The organism is Corynebacterium sp. 2571A (genome assembly GCF_055700935.1).
Map to the genome: position 1 here is coordinate 48465 of NZ_JASTTE010000003.1, position 21490 is coordinate 69954.

Annotated in this window: 28 protein-coding genes; 16 read left to right on the forward strand and 12 right to left on the reverse strand. The window is 67.6% G+C overall.

What is annotated here, in order from left to right; genetic code table 11:
- The first annotated feature begins 85 nt into the window (after positions 1-85).
- The 3 genes from QQS53_RS06665 to QQS53_RS06675 all read left to right on the forward strand — a co-directional run bounded on the left by QQS53_RS06665 (position 86) and on the right by QQS53_RS06675 (position 2551).
- Positions 86-778 (forward strand): hypothetical protein, encoded by a 693-nt coding sequence (locus QQS53_RS06665; RefSeq protein ID WP_472775106.1) that lies wholly within the window; start codon positions 86-88, stop codon positions 776-778.
- The gene (locus tag QQS53_RS06670) at positions 775-1614 is read left to right on the forward strand and encodes a serine hydrolase (protein WP_472775107.1); all 840 of its coding nucleotides are present in this window, start codon (positions 775-777) and stop codon (positions 1612-1614) included. The genes QQS53_RS06665 and QQS53_RS06670 overlap by 4 nt, the downstream gene beginning before the upstream one ends.
- Before the next feature lie 82 nt (positions 1615-1696).
- Positions 1697-2551 carry a hypothetical protein gene (locus QQS53_RS06675; RefSeq protein ID WP_472775108.1) on the forward strand — a complete coding sequence of 285 codons (855 nt, stop codon included), beginning with the start codon at positions 1697-1699 and terminating at the stop codon, positions 2549-2551.
- Here the strand turns inward: QQS53_RS06675 and QQS53_RS06680 are convergent.
- The 6 genes from QQS53_RS06680 to rpmB form a co-directional block, all read right to left on the reverse strand.
- The gene (locus tag QQS53_RS06680; protein WP_296204451.1) at positions 2548-3273 is read right to left on the reverse strand and encodes a TetR/AcrR family transcriptional regulator; all 726 of its coding nucleotides are present in this window, start codon (positions 3271-3273) and stop codon (positions 2548-2550) included. The genes QQS53_RS06675 and QQS53_RS06680 overlap by 4 nt on opposite strands.
- Positions 3274-3360: 87 nt before the next feature.
- The gene (locus QQS53_RS06685) at positions 3361-4134 is read right to left on the reverse strand and encodes a hypothetical protein (protein WP_472775109.1); all 774 of its coding nucleotides are present in this window, start codon (positions 4132-4134) and stop codon (positions 3361-3363) included.
- Positions 4135-4352: 218 nt separating this feature from the next.
- Positions 4353-4601, reverse strand: a complete 249-nt coding sequence (rpsR, locus tag QQS53_RS06690) for a 30S ribosomal protein S18 (RefSeq protein ID WP_070767894.1) — start codon at positions 4599-4601, stop codon at positions 4353-4355.
- Positions 4602-4616: 15 nt separating this feature from the next.
- Positions 4617-4922 (reverse strand): 30S ribosomal protein S14, encoded by a 306-nt coding sequence (rpsN, locus tag QQS53_RS06695; RefSeq protein ID WP_070767893.1) that lies wholly within the window; start codon positions 4920-4922, stop codon positions 4617-4619.
- Positions 4923-4925: 3 nt separating this feature from the next.
- Entirely contained in the window at positions 4926-5090 is a 165-nt protein-coding gene (gene rpmG / locus QQS53_RS06700) for a 50S ribosomal protein L33 (RefSeq protein WP_005279910.1), read from the reverse strand.
- 2 nt (positions 5091-5092) lie between these two features.
- Positions 5093-5329: a 50S ribosomal protein L28 gene (gene rpmB / locus QQS53_RS06705; RefSeq protein ID WP_070767892.1), complete on the reverse strand. Its 237-nt coding sequence runs from the start codon at positions 5327-5329 to the stop codon at positions 5093-5095.
- A gap of 647 nt (positions 5330-5976) precedes the next feature.
- On the opposite strand from rpmB, the gene QQS53_RS06710 reads away from it, so the two are divergent.
- The 7 genes from QQS53_RS06710 to QQS53_RS06740 all read left to right on the forward strand — a co-directional run bounded on the left by QQS53_RS06710 (position 5977) and on the right by QQS53_RS06740 (position 11402).
- The gene (locus QQS53_RS06710; protein ID WP_070767891.1) at positions 5977-6246 is read left to right on the forward strand and encodes a type B 50S ribosomal protein L31; all 270 of its coding nucleotides are present in this window, start codon (positions 5977-5979) and stop codon (positions 6244-6246) included.
- 15 nt (positions 6247-6261) lie between these two features.
- The gene (gene rpmF, locus QQS53_RS06715; protein ID WP_070767890.1) at positions 6262-6435 is read left to right on the forward strand and encodes a 50S ribosomal protein L32; all 174 of its coding nucleotides are present in this window, start codon (positions 6262-6264) and stop codon (positions 6433-6435) included.
- 241 nt (positions 6436-6676) lie between these two features.
- Entirely contained in the window at positions 6677-7375 is a 699-nt protein-coding gene (locus QQS53_RS06720; protein ID WP_472775110.1) for a response regulator transcription factor, read from the forward strand.
- Positions 7372-8922, forward strand: a complete 1551-nt coding sequence (locus tag QQS53_RS06725; protein WP_472775111.1) for a HAMP domain-containing sensor histidine kinase — start codon at positions 7372-7374, stop codon at positions 8920-8922. The genes QQS53_RS06720 and QQS53_RS06725 overlap by 4 nt, the downstream gene beginning before the upstream one ends.
- Before the next feature lie 201 nt (positions 8923-9123).
- Positions 9124-10518 (forward strand): S1C family serine protease, encoded by a 1395-nt coding sequence (locus QQS53_RS06730; RefSeq protein WP_472775112.1) that lies wholly within the window; start codon positions 9124-9126, stop codon positions 10516-10518.
- Between the two features lie 37 nt (positions 10519-10555).
- On the forward strand, positions 10556-11158 hold the full coding sequence (locus QQS53_RS06735) for a MogA/MoaB family molybdenum cofactor biosynthesis protein (RefSeq protein ID WP_448872539.1): 603 nt from the start codon (positions 10556-10558) through the stop codon (positions 11156-11158).
- Positions 11159-11171: 13 nt separating this feature from the next.
- On the forward strand, positions 11172-11402 hold the full coding sequence (locus tag QQS53_RS06740; RefSeq protein WP_472775113.1) for a hypothetical protein: 231 nt from the start codon (positions 11172-11174) through the stop codon (positions 11400-11402).
- 9 nt (positions 11403-11411) lie between these two features.
- Here the strand turns inward: QQS53_RS06740 and mscL are convergent, their stop codons facing one another.
- The 3 genes from mscL to QQS53_RS06755 form a co-directional block, all read right to left on the reverse strand.
- Positions 11412-11945, reverse strand: coding sequence for a large-conductance mechanosensitive channel protein MscL (gene mscL, locus QQS53_RS06745; protein WP_472775114.1), 534 nt, complete (start codon positions 11943-11945; stop codon positions 11412-11414).
- Between the two features lie 19 nt (positions 11946-11964).
- Positions 11965-12654 (reverse strand): SAF domain-containing protein, encoded by a 690-nt coding sequence (locus QQS53_RS06750; RefSeq protein WP_472775115.1) that lies wholly within the window; start codon positions 12652-12654, stop codon positions 11965-11967.
- Between the two features lie 72 nt (positions 12655-12726).
- Positions 12727-13296 (reverse strand): 5-formyltetrahydrofolate cyclo-ligase, encoded by a 570-nt coding sequence (locus tag QQS53_RS06755; protein WP_472775116.1) that lies wholly within the window; start codon positions 13294-13296, stop codon positions 12727-12729.
- Positions 13297-13362: 66 nt separating this feature from the next.
- On the opposite strand from QQS53_RS06755, the gene QQS53_RS06760 reads away from it, so the two are divergent.
- From QQS53_RS06760 to sepX, 4 genes are all read left to right on the forward strand, one after another.
- Positions 13363-14295, forward strand: a complete 933-nt coding sequence (locus tag QQS53_RS06760) for a UTP--glucose-1-phosphate uridylyltransferase (RefSeq protein ID WP_448872529.1) — start codon at positions 13363-13365, stop codon at positions 14293-14295.
- 23 nt (positions 14296-14318) lie between these two features.
- Complete coding sequence (glp, locus tag QQS53_RS06765; protein WP_472775117.1) at positions 14319-15596, forward strand: molybdotransferase-like divisome protein Glp; 1278 nt, start codon at positions 14319-14321, stop codon at positions 15594-15596.
- Entirely contained in the window at positions 15593-16309 is a 717-nt protein-coding gene (locus QQS53_RS06770) for a GNAT family N-acetyltransferase (protein WP_472775118.1), read from the forward strand. The genes glp and QQS53_RS06770 overlap by 4 nt, the downstream gene beginning before the upstream one ends.
- A gap of 94 nt (positions 16310-16403) precedes the next feature.
- Entirely contained in the window at positions 16404-17507 is a 1104-nt protein-coding gene (gene sepX, locus QQS53_RS06775) for a divisome protein SepX/GlpR (RefSeq protein WP_472775119.1), read from the forward strand.
- Between the two features lie 49 nt (positions 17508-17556).
- On the opposite strand, the gene QQS53_RS06780 is transcribed toward sepX, so the two are convergent.
- Positions 17557-18159, reverse strand: a complete 603-nt coding sequence (locus tag QQS53_RS06780; RefSeq protein ID WP_472775120.1) for a DNA-3-methyladenine glycosylase I — start codon at positions 18157-18159, stop codon at positions 17557-17559.
- A 44-nt stretch (positions 18160-18203) separates the two neighbouring features.
- Positions 18204-18698 carry a methylated-DNA--[protein]-cysteine S-methyltransferase gene (locus QQS53_RS06785; protein ID WP_472775121.1) on the reverse strand — a complete coding sequence of 165 codons (495 nt, stop codon included), beginning with the start codon at positions 18696-18698 and terminating at the stop codon, positions 18204-18206.
- 50 nt (positions 18699-18748) lie between these two features.
- On the opposite strand from QQS53_RS06785, the gene QQS53_RS06790 reads away from it, so the two are divergent.
- Both QQS53_RS06790 and QQS53_RS06795 read left to right on the forward strand, forming a co-directional pair.
- A complete protein-coding gene (locus tag QQS53_RS06790) occupies positions 18749-19162 on the forward strand; it encodes a DoxX family protein (RefSeq protein ID WP_448872874.1) in 414 nt (137 codons plus the stop codon).
- The gene (locus QQS53_RS06795) at positions 19149-19844 is read left to right on the forward strand and encodes a zf-HC2 domain-containing protein (RefSeq protein ID WP_472775122.1); all 696 of its coding nucleotides are present in this window, start codon (positions 19149-19151) and stop codon (positions 19842-19844) included. Before QQS53_RS06790 ends, QQS53_RS06795 begins: the two co-directional genes overlap by 14 nt.
- A 43-nt stretch (positions 19845-19887) precedes the next feature.
- Here the strand turns inward: QQS53_RS06795 and QQS53_RS06800 are convergent, their stop codons facing one another.
- Positions 19888-21456: a dolichyl-phosphate-mannose--protein mannosyltransferase gene (locus QQS53_RS06800; RefSeq protein ID WP_472775123.1), complete on the reverse strand. Its 1569-nt coding sequence runs from the start codon at positions 21454-21456 to the stop codon at positions 19888-19890.
- Positions 21457-21490: the final 34 nt, after the last annotated feature.

The following is a 21490-nucleotide window of genomic DNA, read 5'->3' on the forward strand; positions in this document are numbered from 1 at the left end:
CTTTCTCCCCGGGCCCCGGCAGGCCGCACCGGCGCTCGAGGTACGTGTTAGATTTACTAATCGCAGACCTAGACAAGGGAGAAACATGGCGGACACGCAAGGAGCGGGACCCGGCCCGGGGAATGATCCTCAGGAGCCGGTCACCGCGGAGCTGCCGGTGGTGAGCGCGGGCGAGGAGCCGCGCCGCGCTCCGGGACGAGGCGCGCTCATCGGTGCCTTCGGAATTCTTGCGGCCATCATCGTGGTCGCTATTATCGCCGCGCTGAGCCTCCAGCGCGGGTGGCTTGGTATGTCGTCCACCGACGAAGACGAGCCCGCGCCCGCGCCCGCGGCCAGTTCCTCGAGCCCGGCCGAGACCTCGGAGACCTCTTCGGAAACTAGTAGCTCTAGCGCCGCCTCTTCCGCCGCGGAGTCGAGTTCGTCTGCATCGTCTTCGGCTTCGTCCTCCGCGCGGTCTTCCGCGCGCTCATCGGGGGCCCGCTCGAGCGACCGGGCGGCCGCGGCCGCGCCGGCGACGCGCGCCAGTGAGCCGACCCGTGAGACGCCGGCGCCTGAGGGATACCGCTCCGCCGCGCCTGGTAACAACCAGACCTCTGCGGCCTTTGCGGACTCGGTCTATTCCGCTTTTAGCGCAGCTTTTGCCCAGTCCGGCGACCCGAACACGCCGGTGGAGGCCTACAGCCCTGTCACGGGGCAGTGGTACAAGATGCAGTGCACCGGCGACGCGACCGCGGTTATTTGCCGCGGCGGTGACGGCGCGGTGGTGAATATCTCGTGAACAAGCACTCGGCCGCCACCGTCTCCGGTCTCGCCGCCAGCGCCCTGCTGGTAGCCTGCAGCGGCGGCGAGGTTGAGGATTCGGCGCCGCCGACGCGGAATACCAGCGCGGCACGCGCTGCGGCTTTCCCTGACGGCCTCGACGAAAAAGCGCTCAAGCGCGCGGTAGCCGCCGCCACCGACAAATTCGGCGGCGACGTCGGCGTCGCGGTGGCCACCCCCGACGAGCTCATCAGCGCCGGCACCACCACGGGGTTTGCGGCCTGGTCGACGGCAAAGGTGCCGATTGCCATCGCCGCCTGCCAGGCCGGCACCGCGGACCCTGACCTCGTCGAGGCCGCCATCACTTATTCCGACAACGACTCCGCGCAGGCGCTCTGGGGCAGCCTGGGAGCGGCCGAGACCGCCGTGGAGCAGACCCAGGCGGTGCTGCGCGAGGGCGGCGACACCGTCACTAAGGTCCAGGGCAAGATAACCCGGGACGGGTTTACCCCCTTCGGCCAGACCGAGTGGGGGTTGAAAGAGCAGGCCACCTTCGCCGCGCAGCTGCCGGAGGTCGATGACGCGGACTCGGTCATCGAGGCCATGCAGACCCCGGACCCCCTGCAGGACTACGGGCTGCGGGCTATCCCGGGCGCGGCCATCAAGGGCGGCTGGGGGCCGGATGATGACGGCTTCTACAGCGTCGTGCAGCTCGGCCACGTGAAGCTGGACGGCAAGGAGATAGGCATGGCGGTATTCTCCCGCCCCGCAGACGGCACCTATGAGGCCGCCCAGGAGCAGCTCGACTACCTGGTCTACCTGCTGACCGGGGAGAAGACCGACTCGGCGGCCTAGCCTCCTCCCGGGTGCAGGACGCATAAGGCTTAAGGCCTAGTCTGTAGGGAGGAAAGACGAGCTTTAAGGAGGCCCACACGGCATGACGCAGCACTATAACCTCTACGAGAGCCTGGGCCTTAACCCGGCCGAGTCCTCGGACCAGCTTAACGCCGAGCTCAGCGCCGCTCTGCAGGCTCTCGAGGACCAAGGCGCCGGGATGTCCGACCCGCGCTTCCACGAGACCGCCACCGCCCGGGCCATCCTGGGCGAGGAGCGCCGGCGCGCCCAGTACGACGCCCGGCTCGCCGATAGCGCGGCCCGCCCGATGGGCATCGGGGACCTCATCCACCTGGCTGAGCGCGGTCAATTCCCGGACGCCCCGGAAGAGAAGCCGCGGTATCAGACCCTGTCCACCGTAACCCGCCGGGTCGCCGAGGTTGAGCCCACCGGGGCGCCGCTGGCGCGCTTTGGTGCTGCGCCGGGAGTGGTCAAGACCGTGCTGGCCATTGCGGCCGTCGTGCCGGCGGTGCTGCTGGTTGGTTTCGTGTGCATGGCCGTCATCTTCGCCGTCGACAGCGCCGGCAGCACCGCCTATAGCCGCGGCGGGGTCTTCGACGAGTTCGCGGCGCTGCTGGACACGTCCTTCAACAGCCTCTACCTGCTGGTGCTGGCCGTCTTCGTCTTGGTTAACATCCTCTGGGCCGGGCGCGTGCTCCACGACGTGCTTTATCCTGCCCGCGGCGGCCAAAACGTGCTGCTGGCGGTGGAAACCCTCGGCTTTGCGGTGGTGGAGCTTTTCGTGATGGTCGGCTTCGGCGCCGCGGACTGGGTCATGTTCACGCTGCCGTTTGTCGCCCATAGCGCCGTCGGTGCCCTGCTGTTGAGCGGGGCCGTGGGGCGCTGGTGCAAGGGTGAGATCCAGACCCACGAAGTGGTCGAGGGGCCGCGGGACTAGCGCTTCTTTTTCTTCTTCCGCCGGTCGGCCGCAGCGGCGGCGGCCGCGGAGATGGAGTCCGAGCGGGACTCGAGCAGCTTCAGGGTGGCCGCGACGCGGTCATCGGGAAGTTCGGCACCGAGGACGGCCAAGGAGGCATCGGCAAGCATGACGGCGGTCTCTGGCACGGTCTGGTCGGAGGCCGCGAACGGGGGAGTGCCGTCGTTGCCGCGCATCTCAATAACCGACAGTGCGATGTGGAACGGCAGGGTGATGCGCGGGTCCTGCTCGCCGACCAACGCCGCGGCGAAGGTCTGGAAATGGTGCTCCAGGCGCGCGCGGGACTGGTGGTACTCGGCGAATTCCTCCGAGTTCGCCACCGGCAGCTGGTAGAGCCGGCCGACGTTCCAGCCGCTGGTCAAAAGCAGGCGGGACTCCGCGGCCACTAGCGCCCACAGGCGCAGCTCCGGGGTGGTCTCCAGCTGAGCGAGATCATCGGCCAGGTCGAGGGAGGGCTCGATGGTCGAGTTCAGCAGCGTCAGAAAGATCTCGGTCTTCGACGGGAAATGGTAGTAGAGCGAGGCCTGCCGGATACCGACGGCTTCGGCGATCTGGTGGGTCGAGGTCGTGGCGAAGCCCTGGGTGGTAAACAGCTCGGAGGAGGCGTCCAGGATCTCTTCGCGCGCGGTGCTACCCCGACGTCGCGGAGAATTCTTCCGCGGCCTGCCAACTGCACCAGCCATAGACCTAAAACACCTTCCTTTTCGCCTGAGACTCGGACATCAACGAACCGAAGAACATATCAACCTTATATCTTAAAGGCCATCGCGCTAGGACGCGCGGGCGGCAATACCCTGTAATGTTGCCGACACCGTCCGGCACGCCGAGCCGTAGGCCGTGCGGTCCAACGGCGGCAGGTCCGCCAGGCGCTGCCTACGGGTGCCCGCGTGGTTGAGCCAGGCCCGCAGATACAGCTCCAGGCCCGTGCGCCAGGCCAGTGTCAGAGCCTCGCCCTCGGCGGGGGTCAGCAGCTGCTTCTCCGTGCCGATCGCCAGCCGGTCCGCCGTCGGCCGCGGCGCCGGTGCTGCCCAGCGAGCCACGGACGCGATGGGCACCAGCAGGAAGTTCTGGATGTCCACGGCCGCATCGGGGTCCGGCAGGCCGTTGACCAACTGCAGCGCCGGTGGCTGCGTGCCCAGCGCCTGGCGCAGCAGCGCTGCCGATGCCTCCTCCGGCAACGTCAGGCCCGCATCCGCGCGGTAGATCAGGGCGTCTTCTACGGCACGCGGCTCGATGTCGACCGAGGACAATAGGTCGTCCAAGTCCGCGTTAGCCGGGCCCAGGTAGTCCACGGGCAGGCCCGGCAGGCCGTCGCCGCGGGCGATGGGGCCGGTCAGGCGGACCGGGGAGTCGACCGCGGGGGAGTAGACCACGCCGTGGACCACGCGGGAGTACCAGGCGGCCAGCTCTTGCGCGTCCGCGCGGTGGTGGAGGGCGTTGCGGGCGAGCTCGTGGGACTCGGCCAGGATGCCGCGCGCGGCGGGCAGGGACTCGCAGCGCCCCGCCTCCTCGGCGAGTTCGACTAGTGACGGGTGCAAGGCCATAAGCAACGCGCCTTTCTTATGCGGGGTGGATGAAATCTGCCTACAGTCTAACGGGTGGCCGCGGCGGGGATGCGCTCCGGATACGCCAAACGCCGCCGCGGCGACCCCGTGCCCGTGAAGGGCGGGGTGCCGGCGACGGCGTTTGGGTTAAGATTCTTTTACCGTGTCACACTTGCCAGCGGCAAAAGTGCGCTGTTGAAACCCTGCTACTTAATTGTTTAGCGGGTGGTGAACGGCAGGAGAGCCATTTCGCGAGCGTTCTTGACCGCGGTAGCAACCTGACGCTGCTGCTGCGGGGTCAGACCGGTGACGCGACGCGAACGAATCTTGTGGCGGTCAGAGATGAACAGACGGAGGGTCTTGGTGTCCTTGTAGTCCACCTTCTCGATGCCCTCTGCCTTCAACGGGTTCTTCTTCGGACGGCGGGTCTGCTCCATCCGGAACTTCTTGTGGTTATTGCGCTTCATTGTTGCAATTCCCCTTTACCAGCTGGACTTACGAACGCCCGGCAGCTCACCGCGGTGAGCCATGCCGCGCATGCGGACACGGGACAGGCCGAACTTGCGGAGGTAACCGCGCGGACGGCCATCGTGGGCGTCGCGGTTACGGATGCGGGACTTGGAGGCGTCGCGCGGCTGACGGTTCAGCTCGAACTGTGCCTCCAAACGGTCCTCGTCCGAGGTGTTCGGGTTCTTGATGATTGCCTTGAGCTCAGCGCGACGCTCCGCGTAGCGGGCGACGATTTCCTTGCGCTGCTCGTTCTTAGCGATCTTGGACTTCTTAGCCATTGATTATCGCTCCTCGCGGAATTCGACGTGCTTGCGGGCGATCGGATCGAACTTCTTCAGGGTGATGCGATCCGGGTTGTTGCGCTTGTTCTTACGGGTCACGTAGGTGTAACCAGTGCCCGCGGTGGACTTCAGCTTGATGATCGGGCGAATATCGTTACGTGCCATCTTTAGATCTTCTCCCCACGTGCTCGGATCTTGGCGACGACGGACTCGATGCCGTCGCGGTCGATGATCTTCATGCCCTTGGTAGAGACATTCAGGGTGATGGTACGGCCCTCAGAGGGCAGGTAGTACCGACGACGCTGCACGTTGGGGTTCCAACGGCGCGAGGTGCGGCGGTGCGAGTGCGAGACCTGCTTGCCGAATTGCGGCTTGCGGCCCGTTACCTGGCAAATAGCCGACATGGGTCTTCTTTCTCCTAGCCGCCCACATCTTGGCTAATTAAAACCACGTGATCGAGCGCCTCAAAGGCTTGCTCCGCTCGGAATGTGAGGATGAGCGATTTAAAAAATCACGCCGTTTCATTGCAGTAGACGGGGCGTAAACGTACATTGTGACAACAGCAAGGGAAAACCTTACCTCCTAGCGCCCGAATTTCCTAATCGCCTCGTGCGAGCCTTCCTCCGGCTCCAGATTAATGCGTGTTCGGGGCTTAGACGTTCCCGCTATACCTCTATTTCTTTTTATCTCTTCTCCGACATTAGTTTGCCGACGGTTCCGTGCCCTTTTTCGTCGCACGGCTGCTCGCGGGTCCTGTCGCCCGGTGAGGCCAGTTGCATGGGCCAGCTGCACAAGCCTGCTGTACGGCGGTGGTGGGCGGGGTGATTGTGATTGCTGTGGCGGCATGTTGTTTGGCGCCGGGGGAGATTTGGGAAAAGGGCAGGTCGGCTGTATGATAATTCGAGTTGCTATCGCGCGGGCTGGCTCCGCCGGTAGCTGTTTGTCCGTTAGAAAACCCAACTCGGGCACGATCCCCGCCGCCTAGGCCTAGTTTTTAGGCTCCGGCGATAGTGGGGAACCGACCCGAAGTTTCAACCCTGAGGGAATTCGCATGAAGAAAGATATCCACCCGGATTACCACCCGGTGGTCTTCCAGGACGCCGGTACTGGTACCCGCTTCCTGACCAAGTCCACCGCCTCCTCCGAGCGCACCGTTGAGTGGGAGGACGGCAACGAGTACCCGCTCATCGTGGTCGACGTTACCGCCGAGTCGCACCCGTTCTGGACCGGTGCACAGCGCGTGATGGACACCGCCGGCCGTGTCGAGCGCTTCAACCAGCGCTTCGGTGGCATGGCTCGCCGCAAGAAGAAGAACGCGTAAGGAGGATAGAAGAAAATGGCAACTCCTAAGTTCAAGATGTCCCGCGCGAACACCCGCTCGCGCCGCTCCCAGTGGAAGGCCGACAACGTTGACCTCCAGGAAGTCACCATCGACGGCCAGACCGTGCGTATCCCGCGCCGCCTGGTCAAGGCCGCTAAGCTCGGCCTAGTCGACGTGGAGCAGTTCTAAGAGTTTCTAGGTCGTTAAGACCGGGCCGGTAGCTACCCGGCCCCTCGCGCCCCGAGTTACCCCGAATAAGGGTAGCCGGGGCGCTTTCTTTATTATCTTTCCCTCAGGTTTGTGGGGGCGTTGCGTTGTTTTTGCAGCTAAATGTACCCCTGTTCGATCCTTAATTAGGCTCTGAACCTTAATAAAATTACTTTTACTTTCTGGGTTTCTGGAAAGACTTATCTTAGGACATAATTGAGTCATGAAAATTCTCGTGGTGGACGACGAACAGCCGGTGCGTGAATCGCTTCGCCGTTCGCTGAGCTTCAACGGCTACCAGGTCATCTTGGCCGCGGACGGCGTTGAGGCGGTCGAGACGGTGCACCGGGAATCCCCGGATTTGATGATCCTTGATGTGATGATGCCGAACATGGACGGCCTGGAAGTGTGCCGTTCACTTCGCAGTGAAGGTTGGGAGCGCCCGATCCTCGTGCTGACCGCCCGCGACGGCGTTTCCGACCGGGTGGCAGGGCTGGACGCCGGCGCGGATGATTACCTGCCTAAGCCCTTCGCGCTTGAGGAGCTGCTAGCCCGCGTGCGCTCACTGGCGCGGCGCGCGGCGGCCGAGCCCATCCAGGACATGCCGGAAAAGGAGTCGAAGCTGGCCTTCGAGGATCTTTACCTCAACGTCGATACCCGCGAGGTCTGGCGCGGCAAGCGCATAATCTCGCTGACTCGCACCGAGTTCGCTCTTCTGCAGCTGCTGTTAGAAAACCCGCGCAAGGTGCTCTCCCGTGACGTGATCTTAGAAAGCGTGTGGGGATATGATTTCCCCACCTCGGGCAACGCGCTGGAGGTCTACATCGGCTACCTGCGCAAAAAGACCGAAGCTGAAGGCGAGTCACGGCTCATCCACACCGTCCGCGGCGTCGGCTACGTCCTGCGAGAGAACACCCCGTGAGTTCTCGGAAGCCGGTGTCTCGGGCGCAGGCTTCCGCTCCGCCCGACAAATCCTCCGATGAGCCGACCGTCTACACGGGAAGCTCACGCCCGTGGGCCTCTCGCGCCTCCCTGCGCTGGCGACTAGCGATCCTGACTGGGCTCATCGTCGCGGTGGCTTCGGCGATCATTTGCGCCGGTTCCTACGGGGCGGTGGCGGCCTGCCTTCGCGCCGCCGACGACGAGGCCTTGGAATCCTACGCCCAGGCCATGCTCGTGCGCACCCAGTCCAACAGCGACCCTGAGTACCTGCGACACGAGATAGAGAATTTCAAGGCCGTGCACCCGCAGGCTAAGCTCACGGTCTCCCCGGCTGGTGACGGCCCGTCCTACGGCGACGACCAAGCCCTGCCCACGGACGCCGTCACCACGGAGCGGGAGGGGGACATGCACATGGTCTCCCTGCGCGCCAACGACGGCTCCTGGGTCGTGCTTACCGATTCCCGCGCCGATACCGAGGACATCATCGACATCGTGGCCACGGTGTTGGTCGCGGTCTTCGCCATCGGCATCCTGCTCGCCATTGCTGGCGGCGTCTGGGTCTCCCAGACCGGCCTGCACCCCATCCAGCGGCTTAAACGCGCCATCGACCACGTGGCCAGCACCGGAGACCTGCGCCCGATTTCCGTCGTGGGCACTGACGACGTGGCGCAGCTGGCCGTGGCGTTTAACCGCATGCTGGATGCGCTCCAGGAATCGCGCATCAAGCAGTCGCAGTTCGTCGCGGACGCCGGGCACGAGCTCAAGACCCCACTGACCTCTATGCGCACCAACATCGAGCTGCTGATGATGCTCAACAAGTCCAACACCGCGGACAGCCTCAGTGAGCAGGACCGTGCCGAGCTGGAGGCCGACGTGCTGGCACAGATGTCGGAGCTATCCGAGCTCATTGGGGACCTGGTCGACCTAGCCCGCGAGGACGCCATGGACAAAGAGATGGAGCCGGTCGCGCTGGACAAGGTCGTGGCCTCCTCGTTGAAGCGGGCCCGCCGGCGCCGCCCCGACGTCGAGTTCCAGGTCCAGCTGGAGCCCTGGATGCTCATCGGGGATCCCTTCGCGCTGGGCCGCGCGGTGCTCAACCTTTTGGACAACGCCGCCAAGTGGTCGCCGGCCGCGGGCACGGTCCGCGTGCGCCTGCAGCGCGTCGACGAAAAGACCGCGCGCTTGCGCATCGACGACTCCGGCGTGGGCATCCCGGAGGCCGAACGCGAGAAGGTCTTTGAGCGCTTCTATCGCTCTGCCGAGGCCCGCAAGATGCCGGGCTCCGGCCTGGGCCTGGCCATCGTGCGCCAGGTCGTCGAGCGCCACAAGGGCACCATCACCATCAGCGACTCCGATGACCACGGCACGCGCATGGACATCCTCTTCCCGGGCAGCCCTCCGGCTACGGGCGGGCAGGCTGACGATGCCATGTCCCACCCCGACCCGGCCACCGCCGGGTTGGACGGCTCCTCGGCCTCGGAGCGGCGCGGGCGCGAGTTCGCCAAGCGCTGGTTCAACCAGCGCTAGCAGCGCCCGCCCCGCTAGCCTTGCCCGCCTTAACGTGCCGCACTAGCCGCAGGCAGCGGGCACAATCCCGTGCCCTGGGCGGTGGCTGAATTGTGGACTTGTCACTAAGATCGAGGCTCATACAGCAACCTGCCAGACACTCTTAAGCTGTTAGCAGTCGAGTGTCAGAGGCACCAAAGGTCAGGGAGGGATACTACGGCCATGAACAACAACAATCCCCATAACGCCGAGCCCACCGGCGCGTCGAGCCCCTACGGTCAGCAGGGGCAGCACCAGTCGCAGTCGCAGGGCTGGAACCAGCCGCGCACCTCGGACGCGCAGCCCACTGAGACCACCCAGTCGTGGCAGTCGGCCGACGCGCAGTGGGGCCAGCCGCAGCCGCAGGCCCAGGCTCAGCCAGAGCCGCAAACTCAGCCGCAAACTCAGCCATACCCACAGGCGCAAACCCAGGCCCAGCCGCAAGGCCAGCCCGGGGCGCCTGGCGCCGTCGCCGAGCAGCCCAAGAAGAAGCGCTCCGTGGGCCTGGGCACCGCGCTGGCCATGATGCTGGTCGCAGCCGTAGGTGCGGGCGGGCTTACCGGCGCGGTCGTGGGCAGCTCCGGCAGCAAGGATTCGACGTCCACCGTCAACGAGGTCCTCAACCGGCCTGCGAACAACGAATCCGCCCCGGCGCCGGCCGAGGGCTCCATCGAAGAGGTTTCCCAGAAGGTCCTGCCCGCCGTCGTGGCCATCCAGGTGGTCACCCGGGCCGGCGCGGCCGAAGGCTCGGGCTCTGTCATCTCCCCGGACGGCTACGTGTTGACCAACCACCACGTCGTCGAGGGCGCGGAGGGCTCGTCGGCCGGCGCCATCCAGGTCACCATGAACGACGGCTCCCGCAAGGACGCGGAGGTCGTGGCCTCCGACGCCAACACTGACGTCGCCGTCATCAAGATCAAGGACGCCGAGAACCTGCCGTACCTGGAGTTCGCGAACTCCGACCAGCTCAACGTTGGCCAGCAGGTCGTGGCCGTGGGCTCCCCGCTGGGGCTCAACGCCACGGTGACCTCCGGCATCGTCTCGGCCGTCAACCGGCCCGTGCGCGCCTCCCAGGCCGGCGGCGAGCCCTCGCTTATCGATGCCGTCCAGACCGACGCCGCCGTCAACCCCGGCAACTCGGGCGGCCCGCTGGTGGACATGAACGGCAACATCGTCGGCATGAACTCCGTCATCGCCTCCCTGTCCTCCTCGTCCGGGCAGGAGGCCGGCTCCATCGGCCTCGGCTTTGCCATCCCGTCCAACTTCGCCAAACGCATGGCGGACCAGCTCATCAACAACGGCGAGGTCAAGCACCCGATGCTGGGCGTGCAGGTCGACGGCCGCAACCTCACCCAAGGCGCGCCGGTGGTCAAGGTGGAGGAGGGCAGCCCGGCAGCGGAGGCCGGCATCGAGGCCGGTGACGTCATCACCCGCCTGGGCGATCGCCCCATCGAGGACTCGGATACCCTCATCGCCGCGACCCGCTCCCAGGACTTCGGGGCGACAGTGACCCTGGAAGTAATGAATCCGGACACTGAGGAGACTCGACAGGTAGAGGTAACGCTGTCGAGCGAGTAGATTAAAGCGCAAAGCCGCACCACCGTTAAGGAGAACAATGCCTGTAGACGCCAGCGAATCCGACCGCACAGCCACGCTCGCCGATAGCCGCGACAACCTTCGCGACATCGCCGGTCCGGACGACGCCTACCTATTGGCCCAAGAGCGCGAGGAGTCCATGAACGCCCAGCGCCGCGCGCTCATCGTCATCGTGACGGATCACCCCGAGCAGCACGCCGAAGACAACCGGCGCCTGTGCTCGGAGCTGTTGGCCGAGGCTAACTTCCGCGTCGATGGGGCAGTGGTGGTGCGCTCCAAGAAGTCGAAGATTCGCCAGGCGATCGAGACGGCCGTGGTCGGCGGCGTGGACCTGGTGCTGACCGTCGGCGGGACCGGCGTGGGCCCGCGCGACAAGACCCCGGAGGCCACCCGCACTGTGCTGGACCAGCTCGTGCCGGGAATCGCCCAGGCCCTGCGGTCCTCCGGCCAGGCCTGCGGCGCTGTCGATGCCTGCACCTCCCGCGGCATCGCCGGCGTGTCCGGGTCCACGGTGGTGGTCAACGTCGCCGCCTCCCGCGCGGCCATCCGCGACGGCATGGCGACTCTGACCCCGCTGGTGCACCACCTGGTCGACCAGCTGCAGAAGTACTCGGTGGACTAAGCGGCGTAGTGCGATGACTGATTCACATTCCCGGCGCAGGAAGCGGCGGCGTGCGGTGCGTCCCTGCGACTGCCCCGACTACGACCGGACGGCGGACCGGGCACCGTTCGTCTCCGCCTTCGACTCGGCGGACTCGGCCGGCTCCGCAGACGCAGAAAGGGCCGTCGAAGTAAACGACGGCCCTGCGGACGACGGGCTGCGCGGGGAGGCTTTCTACCGCGAGCAAATCCCGCCGCACTATTAAACGTGCGCGTTAGGCGCGGTGCTTGCCGGAGGCATTGTCACCGGCGGTGCCGGACGCGCCGGAAGCGCCGGAAGCGCCGGGCGTGCCCGGGGTATCGGCCGAATCCTCGGCCAGTTCGCTGGTCTGGCCGGTGACCTTGTCGCTGACGTTGTTCTGTGCGGCGAGCAGGTCGCGGATTTCGATGAGCAGGTCGTCGGTGGTGGGGGTGGCCTCCTCGGGGTCGATGCCCTTGCGGCGCTTGGCGGCCTCGGCCAGCTTGTTCATCGGCATGACGATGAGGAAGTAGACCACGGCGGCGATGATCAGGAAGTTGATAGCCGCGGTGATGACGGCACCCAGGTCAATGCGGGTGGTCGGGTCGTCTGCCTTGATCTGGAACGCCAGCCCGCCGACCTCGGCGGAGCCGAAGGAGTTGATCAGCGGCTGGATCAGGGAGTCGGTGACAGCCGTAACGATGGCGGTAAAAGCGGAGCCGATGATGACGGCGATGGCCAGTTCAATCACGTTGCCGCGGAGGATAAAGTCTTTAAAGCCCTTCAACATGCGGAAGTCCTTTCGATGGTTAGCCTGCTCGGTCTCCGGTGACCACCACGGTGAGCGGATAACTCAGCGAAGCGGCTGCCACTTTCTTCGCGGCGGGGGCCGGCAGTGCAATTAGAATAGTAGCCGCCTGGGAGCCTGCGGTCTCTCCCGCGGCGGTCGTGGAGACGATTTTTCCTTCCTGCGCCACGACGGTCTCCGCCGCGCCGGGCCCGGCGAGCTCGCCGCCGTCACCTGTCCCACCGTTGCTGACCACGCTGACCGTATCCCCGTGCGTCAGCAGCGCGGCGATATCCGGCTCCGCGAGCTTAATCGGCACCAAGTGGTAGTCCTGGCCCGCCGATTCCCCCAACGCGTGGGTAAGCTCCTCGCCCAGCAGGCGGGACTCCGTGACCACCTCGCCGGCTGATCCGGCCGCCACGACCACCCGCCCGGCCAGCTCCGCCGGGTCCGCTTGGTCGGCTACGCCGGCCGGGATCGCATCGCGCGGCAGGGAGCGCCACTCGATGTCCTCGGCCGCCAGCTCCTGGCCGGCCGCGACCTCCCGGGCAAAGACCGGCACCCGCGGGTTTTCCTTCCAGCCGCTCAGCCCCACCAGTCCGGCGGCGACCACCAACGCGCCGGCCACCAGCTTCTTTAAAAGCGTCGCGCGCGGGTGGCCCGGGGTGGCCAAGGTGTGTCTCAGGGAAGAAAAAGCAGCTAAACTCCGCATGCCTTTATAGACTGCGTCCGGCCCGCCCTCGGTTCCCGGGCGACCGAATTAAGCGGCGCGGAAACTCTGCGACTAGAACAGCTCCACGCCGGCGTCGGTGAGCGTGCCATCGCAGGGCACGTCGTGGGCATCGGCCGGCAGCCGGTCCACGACCTCGCTGGAGCGCACCACGGCCAGCTTCAGCGGCCCGCCCGCCGGCAGGCTAGCCAGCGCGCGGTCGTAGTAGCCCGCGCCCTTGCCCAGCCGGAAGCCGCGCCGGTCCACCGCCATCGCCGGCACCAGCACCACGTCCAGCCCGGATAGCACCGTGGAATTGAACTGTGGCCCCACCGGCTCCGCGATGCCCAGCGCCCCCGCCCGCGTGGCCTCATCGCCGTGGTAGCTCGCCCACAGCAGCGTGCCGTCGGGCTTCGACAGCGGCAGCCACACCTGCTGGCTGGCCGCCGCGACCGCTGTCAGCCACGCCTTCCCGCCCGGCTCGCTGGCCAGGGGGGCGTAGGCCGCCACGCGCGGGCGCCCGAGCGCGCGCAGGAAGCTGTCGGTGTGGGCGATGAGGGAGGCATCGTCAGCCGGGGCGCGGCGGGCGGCGCGGAAATGCTCGCGCAGGCTTTGCTTGTCGGCGTCGGGGGAGGGCAAATTCATAACTTAAATACTAATAGGGCGTATCGGTGCCCGAAACGGCTAAGGCGAGAAGGTAAGGTCAGATCCATGTCTAACGAGCGCGAGAATACCCCGCACGGGGTGAAAACCGTAGTGGTTCCGGCCGCCGGCATGGGGACGCGTTTCCTCCCGGCCACCAAGACCGTGCCCAAGGAGCTGCTGCCAGTAGTGGATACACCTGGCATCGAGCTCATTGCCGAGGAAGCCGCCTCCGTCGGCGCGCAGCGCCTGGCCGTTATCACCGCCCCGAACAAGCAAGAGGTCATGCGCCACTTCGAGCGCTTCCCCGACCTGACCGAGACCCTGGCCGGCCGCGGCAAGGACGAGCAGGTCGCCAAGGTGCAGCGCGCCGCGGATCTTATCCACCCGATTGCCGTCGAGCAGGCCGAGCCGCTGGGCCTGGGGCATGCCGTCGGCCTGGCCGAGTCCGTGCTGGACGAGGACGAAGACTTCTTCGCCGTCATGTTGCCGGACGACATCGTCCTGCCCGCCACTGTCATGGAGGACATGGCGCGCGTGCGCGCGGCCCTGGGTGGGTCAGTCCTGTGCGCCTTCGAGGTCGACCGCGAGGAGACCTACAACTACGGCGTCTTCGACGTGGAAGACACCAACGCGCCGGGCGTGAAGAAGGTCGTCGGCATGGTCGAAAAGCCCGATCCCGCCGACGCCCCCTCCAACCTCGTGGCCACCGGCCGCTACCTGCTGGACCGCAAGATCTTCGACGCCCTGCGCCGGATCGGCCCGGGCAAGGGCGGCGAGCTGCAGCTGACCGACGCCATCGAGCTGCTCATCCAGGAAGGCGAGCCCGTGCACGTGGTGGTCCACCGCGGCAAGCGCCACGACCTGGGCAACCCCGGCGGCTACATCCCCGCCAACGTCGACTTCGGCCTGCGGGACGAGAAGTACGGCCCGGCGTTGTATAAGGCGATCAAGCATATTATTGCGGAGTACGAGCAAGAGACCGGGTTGGCAGAGAACTAACCGGGGAAAGGCGGCGCGTTGCTATGCGTTCTGTGGAAGAGCAGCTGGAGTTTGTCACCGATGCGGCGGTCACGCCCGAGCCGGTGCGGATCGCCATCGCCAACGCTTTGGGGCTGAAGTGCGCCGAGGAGGTCCAGGCGCACCAGCCGCTGCCGGGCTTCCCGCAGGCGGCCATCGATGGCTACGCCGTCCGGGCGGTTGATATCGGCGGCGAGCGCGGCCTCGGCCGGCGCGACCCGGACGCGGAGGAGACCCCGCGGCCGGAGACCGAACGTTCCCTGCCCGTGGTGGGGGAGGTCCCGGCCGGTTCCCGGCAGCCGCTGCGCCTCCAGCCGAAGCAGGCCGTGCGCGTCTACACGGGCGCGCCCCTGCCCACGCTTGCCGATGCCGTCCTTCCCCTCGAGTGGACCGACCGCGGGCGCAAGCGCATGGTCGCCCACCGCCCGGTGCGATCCGGCGACTTCGTGCGCCGCGTCGGCGACGACATCCAACCCGGCGACGTCGCGGTGTCCGCCGGCACCATCCTGGGCCCGGCCCAGATTGGGCTTCTGGCCGCGGTGGGGCGCTCGAAGGTGCTGGCGTACCCGCGCCCGCGCGTGACCGTGATTTCCTTCGGCCGCGAGCTGGTGGATATCGACCGCGAGCCGGGCCTGGGCCAGGTCTTCGACGTCAACTCTTACGCGCTGGCGGCCGCCGCCCGCGAGGCCGGCGCCGAGGTCACCCGCGTGGGCATTGCCGAGGGCGAGCCGCGGCGCATCCGGGAAAACCTGGAGACCCACATCGCGCGCAGCGAGGTCATCGTGATCTCCGGGGCCGTCGGCGGCGCCGGCTCCGCGGCCATCCGCGAGGTGCTCGACCAGCTCGGCGACATCGACACCACGCGGGTGGCCATGCACCCGGGCTCCGTGCAGGGCTTCGGCCTGCTGGGCGACGAGCGCATCCCGACGTTTTTGCTCTCGTCCAACCCGGTTTCGGCCCTGGTGGTCTTCGAGGTCTTCGTCCGCCCGCTCATCCGGCTGGCGCTGGGCAAGCGCAACGCCGCGCGCCGCGTGGTGCGCGCCCGCGCCGTCAACCATATCGACTCCCGCCTGGGCCGCCGCGGCTATATCCGCGCCCGCCTGATGCGCGACGCCGACACCGCCGACTACCTGGTCGAGGGCCTGTCCGGCGCGGGCGGGGCGCCGGCCCACCTGCTGGCCGGGCTGGCCGAGGCCAACGCGCTCATCCGCGTCCCGGAATCCGTGACGGATATCCGCCCCGGCGACGTCGTCGACGTCATGTTCATCACCCAGCGCTCATGATCGACCCCTTCGGCTGGGCGCGGCACAGCTGGCAGCGCCACACCGGGGCGCGGGAGTCGCGCGCCATCGAACACCCCGGGTGGCCGGAGGTCACCGAGACCGTTCACATCCGCCCGAACGCCGCCTTCCCGCGCGGGGCCGAGGTGCGCCTGCGGCCGCTGCACCGCGCGGACGGGGCGGACTGGCGCGCGCAGCGCCTCCACGACGAGGCCTACCTGCGCCACGTCGAGCCGACTATGCCCACCAGCTGGGCCGCCGCCCACAGCTCCCAGGCCTGGTGGAACCACCTGTGGTACCTGAACGCGGCGGCGCGCCAGGGGGTGGTGGTGCCCTTTGCCATCGAGTGCAACGGGCGGTTTGCCGGGCAGATCACGCTGGGCAATATCCAGCACGGCAGCGTGAGCGAATGCTGGATCGGCTACTGGGTCTTTTCCGAGATGACCGGCGGGAACCTGGCGACGGTGGCCTGCGCCTTGGGCACCGACCACGCCTTCCGGCGGGTGGGCATACACCGGGTGACGGCCACGTTCTTGCCCAACAACGCCGCCTCCGGGCGGGTGCTGTTTAACAACGGCTTCCGCGAGGAGGGCATCGCGCGCCGCAGCCTGCACATCGACGGCGAGTGGCGCGACCACCACTTCGTCGCCCTGGTGCGCGACGACTTCCCGGATAGCTGCGTTTCCCGGCTGCGGGCGGGCGGCGTGCTGGATTAGCTCGCCGGATTGGGCGTGGCGCAGGCCGGCCAGGCGGCCGCGGCGAAGTACTGTGGTTGTGACAATCGTCAAACTATGAAAGAGGTAGCGCGTAGTGTCTCCTGGCCTCATTCTCATTCTGATCCTGGTGGTCTGGCTCTTCGTCCTGGCGCCGTGGCTGCTGCGGGGCCAGCGCCCGGTCAGCCATACCGGGGACGGCTTCGAGGACACCCGGGTGCTCTTCGAAGGCGACCAGGGCAAGGTCGCCGGCCGACGCAAGCCGCGGGTGACCGCGCAGGACGTGCACCGCACCAACGCTGACGACGACTACGAGATCGTCGACGCCGAGCCGGCCAGCCTGGCGGTGCCGGTCTCCGCGCAGGAAGAGACCATCGACGGCGAGGTCGTGGATTCGCCCCTGCTCGACGATGCTACCGACGAGACCACCGCCAACGCCGAGGCCGACTCGGGCGAGCGGGCCGCTGAGGCCCGCGACGCGGCAGCGGCGGAGGCGGACGCCGAGGAGGCCGCGGAGTACTTCGACCCGCCACAGGTCGACGAGGTCGCCGCCGACGCCTACCCGCTTGACGCCTCCTACACCTCCCCGGTGGATCTGATGTACCCCGGCGCCGTCGATGCCGACGCCGCCGCCACCGCCTCCGCCGCCGAGGAGACCGCGGAGGCCGCACATAACGCGGAGGACGCGGACATCAACGGCGACGACGAGCTGTCCGCCGAGGAGCTGGAATTCGCCAAGCGCCGGTTGGGCCGCGGCGGCTGGGACCCGGAGGCCGACGAGGCCGCGTCCACCGACCGCTACCAGCGCCGCCAGCGCACCCTGCTGGGCCTGGCCGTCGCCGTCGTGGCCACGGTCGCGCTGGGCATCATCGTCGGCGGCTGGGGCTGGCTGCCCGCCGCCGTGGTGGGCGTGCTTTCCGTGGTCTACCTGGTGGCCCTGCGCACCCAGGTGCGCCAGGAGCAGGCCCTGCGCCACCGCCGCGTCCGCCAGCTGCGGCGCGCCCGGCTGGGCGTGCGCAACGCCGCCGACGAGGAGCTGTCCATCCCGCGCAGCCTGCGCCGCCCGGGCGCGGTGGTCCTCGAGGTCGACGACGACAGCCCCGACTTCGACCACCTGCCGGTCTACTACCACGACGACGACACCACCGGCGACCGCGCCCCGGTCCGCCGCGACGACTTGGCCGCCCGCCGCGTCAGCTAGTCCCAAGGCCTAGCTCCCGAGGCCTAGCCCGAGAGCTTGGCCCCGAGGCCTAGTCCCAGAGCCCCGAGCACCCGCGCCGGTGCGAGCCCATCAGGTGGGTATCGACCATCCCGATGGCCTCCATCAGCGCGAAGCAGGTGGTGGGCCCGACGAACTTAAATCTCCGCTTCTTCAGCGCCTTCGACATCTGCGTCGATTCCTCTGAAGTGGTGGGGATTTCTTCTACCACCTCGGGCCGTGGAGTATCTGCGGGCCGGAAGGACCAGATGAGATCGCTCAGGCCGCCCTCGGCGCGCAGCGCGACGGTGGCGCGGGCGTTGTCGATGGCCGCCTGGATTTTGCGGCGGTTGCGGATGATGGTGGCATCGCTCGCCAGGCGCTCGACGTCGTCGGCCCCGAAGGCCGCTACCGCGTCCGGATCGAAGCCGGCGAAGGCCGCGCGGAAGGCCGGCCGGCGGCTAAGGATAAGCCGCCAGGACAGGCCCTTCTGGAAGCCTTCCAGCACGAGCCTTTCGTAAAGCTCCGCCTCCGAGTAGACGGGCAGGCCCCATTCGGTGTCGTAGTAGTCGCGCAGAAGCGCGTCCGCAGCCGCCCACGGGGTGCGCGCGAGCCCGTCGGGGCCGGTAATCGGTCCGGTGCCAGTGGTATCCATCGGTAGTGTCTCCTAGAAGGTAAATGTGCGTGGTTGCTACCCCTTTAGACTCCCGCCGGGCCCGGTTGGGTTCCCGAGACGGCTTCTAGCTCCAGCAGCCATCGCTTGGCGGCCAGGCCGCCGCGGTAGTTGCCCAGGGTGCCGTCGGAGCGCACCACGCGGTGGCAGGGCACGAACAGCGGCAGGGGGTTGCGCGCGCACGCGTTGCCCACCGCGCGCACGGCCGCGGGCTGGCCGGCCCGGGCGGCCAGCTGGCCGTAGCTGAGCGTCTCGCCGTAGCGCACGCGCGCCAGCTCGCGCAGCACCGCCGCGGTAAAAGGCGTCTGTCCGGAATGATCCAGCGGCACGTTGAAGGGCTCGCGCGAGCCCGCGAAATAGGCCCGCAGCTGCGCGGCGGCCTCCTCTAAGACGGCGGTGGTCCCCGGGGTAGCATTGGCCGGCAGTTCGTCGCCAGGCAGCGCCAGCTGGGTCAGGGCGGCGTCGGAGCCGGCGAGCGCGAGGCGGCCCAGCGGGCTATCGAGCAGGTACACGTGAGTCATCGCGGCGCCTTTCTTTAGCAAAGTTGTGGTACCAAGGTAGTCTAATGCTCATGAATAAACCCGCCGTTAGAGATGCCGCGCTGCTCCTGCTGCGGCTGATCCTCGGCCTCGTCTTCGTCTGCCACGGGGTGACCAAGCTGTTTATCGACGGCATGGACGAGACAGTCGGGCAGTTCTCCGCCCTGGGCGTTCCCCAGCCGCAGATTCTGGCCTGGCTGACCGCGGTCGGGGAGCTAGCCGGCGGCACGCTGATGGTCATCGGCCTGCTGACCACGGCCGCCGCCGTGGTGCTGATGGTCCTAGTCGGCGGGGCCTTCTACTTCGCCCACTGGGGCAACGGCTTCTTCGCCACCGACGGCGGCATCGAATACGTCAGCGTCCTGTTCGTTTCCCTGCTGATGGTCGTCGTCTTCGGCGCGGGGCGGGCCAGCCTGGATGAGGTGCTCAACCGTGTTGACGCATGAGCAGGTCCAGGCCGCCATCTCGGCGCGCCTGGACGGGGAGGGCCACGGGCTGGACGATAACGTCGTCGACGCCCACATCGCCGAGTGCGCCGAGTGCCGTGCCTTCCAGGACAAGGCGGCCCGGCTGAGCCGCTCGCTGAGCTTCGTGGAGCCGGCCGATGCGGGCATGGCCCCGCCGCAGGACTTGTCCGATCTCATCTTGGGCGGCGTGGAATCCGAATGGCAGCGCACCGCCGGGCGCCGGCACGCGGGGCTAGCGATGGCGCGCATCCTCCTAGTGGTCATCGGCATCATCTGCGCCGCGTGGGCCGTCGCGATGGTCGCGCAGTCCTCCGGCATGGTGCCGGGCACCGGCGAGGTCCTCGACCCGACGGCGGACCCGGACGGCGCGTCGGCGCTCATCGAGGGCGCGGCCCTGCGCCTGGGGCTGGCCTCCGGGCTTATCTTCGCCGCCTGGCGCCCCCGTCTGGCCCCGGGCCTGATGCCGCTGACGTGCACGCTGTTTGCCTTCCTGTGCGGCTTCGCGATGCGCGATATCGCCCTGGGCAACCTCGTCATGGACCAGGTTTACGCCCTGCTGGCCACCGGCCTGTCCACGGCGGCACTGGGCTGGGCCTGGGCCGCCGACCGCGGGGTCAGCCTGCGCGGGGCCTGGCGCGTTTTGGGCGCGGACCCGAACTAGCCCGGCAGCACGCCTGGCCCCGGACAGCCCCGGCTAGGTTCGGCTAGGTCCAGCTGGGCAGCCACATCATGGACTGGTACCAACTCTCCGGGACATTGAACCCGTAGAGAATGGGCGCGAAATAACAAAACATCGCCACGACGGCGGCCACGTAGACGACCACGGCCACCGTGCCCCACCGCAGCGGGCGGGCCCAGCCGGCCACCGGCCCGCGCCCGGCCAGCTGCCCGGCTATTAGCGCCAAGCCGACGATAACGAAGGGGATAAGCGCGGCGGCGTAGAAGAAATACATCTGCCGGTCGTAGGCGGCCAGCCACGGCAGGAAGCCGGCGGCGAATCCGATAAGCACCGGGGCGAAGCGGCGGTCGCGGCGCACGAACCAGCACCACGCCGACCACACCAGCACCGGAACGATGAGCCACCAGATGATGGGAGTGCCGAACAGGAAGAGCATCTGACGGCACTCGATGCCGCCCGTGCACGTCAGCTCCGTATGCGAATGGTAGAGGATCGGGCGGGCACCGACCAGCCACGCCCACGGCTTGGAATCCCACGGGTGCGAGTGCCCACCGGAGGTGGTCAGGGAGGCATGGAACTCCAACACCGAGAGGTGGTAGTAGAGCCAGCTGGCGAGGGCATCGGGAAGCAGGTGCAGCCAGGAGCCGGCCTCGATCGTGCCGTCGGTGGCGGCGTGGCGGTAGACCGCGGTCTCGCTGGTAAACCAGGCCCGCCAGGACCACACGTACAGCGCCGCCGGCACCGCCACCAGCGAGGCCAGCGCGGCCGGGGTATCGCGCACCAGGGTGCCCAGCACATAACGGCGCACCCCGTAGCGGCGGCGCAGCCACAGATCCGCGAAAACGCTGGCCAGGCCGAAGAACATGAGGTAATACAGCCCGGACCACTTCACCGCCAGCGCCAAGCCCAAAAAGACGCCGGCGCTGAAGCGCCACCAGCGGAAGCCGAAGCGGGGGCCGAAGGCGGCATCGTTAAGCAGGCCCGCGCGCCAGGCATCGTCGAGGCGCTGGTGGACCTGCTTGTGGTCGTGGGCTAGGGCCCAGGCCGCGGCGACGATGAAAAAGACCTGGAAGATGTCCAGCATGCCGAAGCGGGAGGAGACCAGCAGCACGCCGTCGCAGACCGCGATGAGGCCGGCGATGGTAGCCACCACCGTCGAGTTCGACAGCTGGCGGGCCAGCGCCATGATCAGCAGGACGGTGCCGACGCCGAAGAGTGCGGCCATCGTGCGCCAACCCAGCGGGGTGTAGCCAAAAATCTGCTCGGAGACCGCGATCAGCTGCTTGGCCAGCGGCGGGTGCACCACCAGCCCGTAGCCTGGGTTCGACTCGATGCCGCCGACGAAGAGGTTATCCCAGCTGCGCACCATGTCCCAGGCCTGCGGGACGTAGTGCTTCTCGTCGAAAATGGGGGTGCCGCTGGCGGTGGGGTACTGGAGGGCGACAAAGCGCGTGATGAGCGCCAGCGCGGCGATGACAAGCGTGGTGACCGTGTCCGCCCGGGTCCACGTGACGGGCCGCGGCACGGCGGTCGGCCGGTTGTGGGCGCCGCGCGGGACGGCGGCGGGCTGGGCGGAGGAAGTACGGATACTCACCCCAGATAGTTTAGGGTACGGCCCTGTGCCATGC